The organism is Candidatus Thiosymbion oneisti (assembly GCF_900092655.1).
GTDB classification, from domain to species: domain Bacteria; phylum Pseudomonadota; class Gammaproteobacteria; order Chromatiales; family Chromatiaceae; genus Thiosymbion; species Thiosymbion oneisti.
Map to the genome: position 1 here is coordinate 1 of NZ_FLUY01000702.1, position 1,283 is coordinate 1,283.

The window sequence follows — 1,283 nt, forward strand, 5'->3', positions numbered from 1 at the left end:
CGGACGGCTTCGACGCTTGCCGCCATCGCCAATATTAACGCGGTGAGGAGTTGCGGCGAGGAGTTGGAGACGAACAACCGGACCAGATTATCCTTCATCTTGGAGAGCGCATGGGCGAACTTCACCCGATAGGCCTGCTTACGGTCTCGGTAGAGACGATCGGCGATCGCGTGAGCGATCCAGGAGAGGACTGCAGTCAGGTTGAGCGCGAAGAGCTTGGGGTAGAAATCCTGTTTCACAACCAGGGCGCTGAGGCCGGAGAAGTTCTCGATTTCGAGCCAGCACTTCTCGCGTTTATAGCCCTCTTGCACGCCCCAACGCAGGTGGTAGAGGTGCTTAAACCAGGTACTGAGATAGTCGGCTTCATCAAGTAATGAAGTCGCAAGGACCTCGGTCTCGCCGTTTTTGAGTTTCACGCGGATCAAGCGCAAGGGAATCGGATCGGGCGCCAACCCATACACCTGACATTGCCGGCGTGCGTGGGGGCCTGGTGTGAACAGCACAGCCTCACTTTTTTTGCCGCCGGCCAGGAAGTCGCTGACCTCGCGGGAAAAATCCAACGGCATGCGGGCACCGAAGTGACGGTGTTCCTGGCGGTGCAAGGCAAATAGCCAGAAGGCCGGATAGCCACGGTCATACCAGATCAGATCGTTGGCCCGCGTCGCGGCCAGATGCTCACCGGCGAGTACGCGCTCGCCGACTTGGCGGGATTCGAAATCGGCCGCGATCACCAGGTTGTTGAGGACATCATGCAGCCGCGAGAACCGGGCCAGTGGAACCGCGCTCCCCTCAGGTGGAGCCCCGAAGGTTGCCATTACATCATCGGTGTGAGGCAAACGTGCCGTCGAGCCATCGACTGCCAACAAGCGTAAGTCATGCCACAGACGCGCAGAGAAGTCGCGTTCGAAGCCTTCCAGCAAGGGTCGGTTGAGTGCCATCAGGGCGCGGAGGTCAAGCTTCATGCGCGCTTGGCAAAAGGCCGAAGGGGACACGCCATCGGCCAGTGGTTGGTCGTGGAGTACCTCGAAGAAGCGATCGAGTTCGTCGCCGATACTGCCCTTGCGCAGGTTCAACAGCATGGACACCAGATGAGGCAGCGGAAGCGCGCGTTGGCGGGTGAAATCCTCGGGATGGATGCGGGCGAGGTCGGCAAATTCCGCGGAGTACAAGAAATCTTTTAGGGGGGTATAAATATTCTCAAACCTGACTGATTAACTTGGTTTCTACTTCGGTAAGTTGGACCGGCTTTGGTCTGAGAACCATGGTTGACTCCTCATCGTGCT

General features: G+C 58.2%; 1 protein-coding gene. It reads right to left on the minus strand.

Annotation, left to right across the window (positions count from 1 at the left end; genetic code table 11):
• Positions 1-1,169, minus strand: a 1,169-nt coding sequence (locus BQ17_RS07560; RefSeq protein WP_089725790.1) for an IS4 family transposase, incomplete at its 3' end; no start/stop codon positions are given.
• Positions 1,170-1,283: the final 114 nt, after the last annotated feature.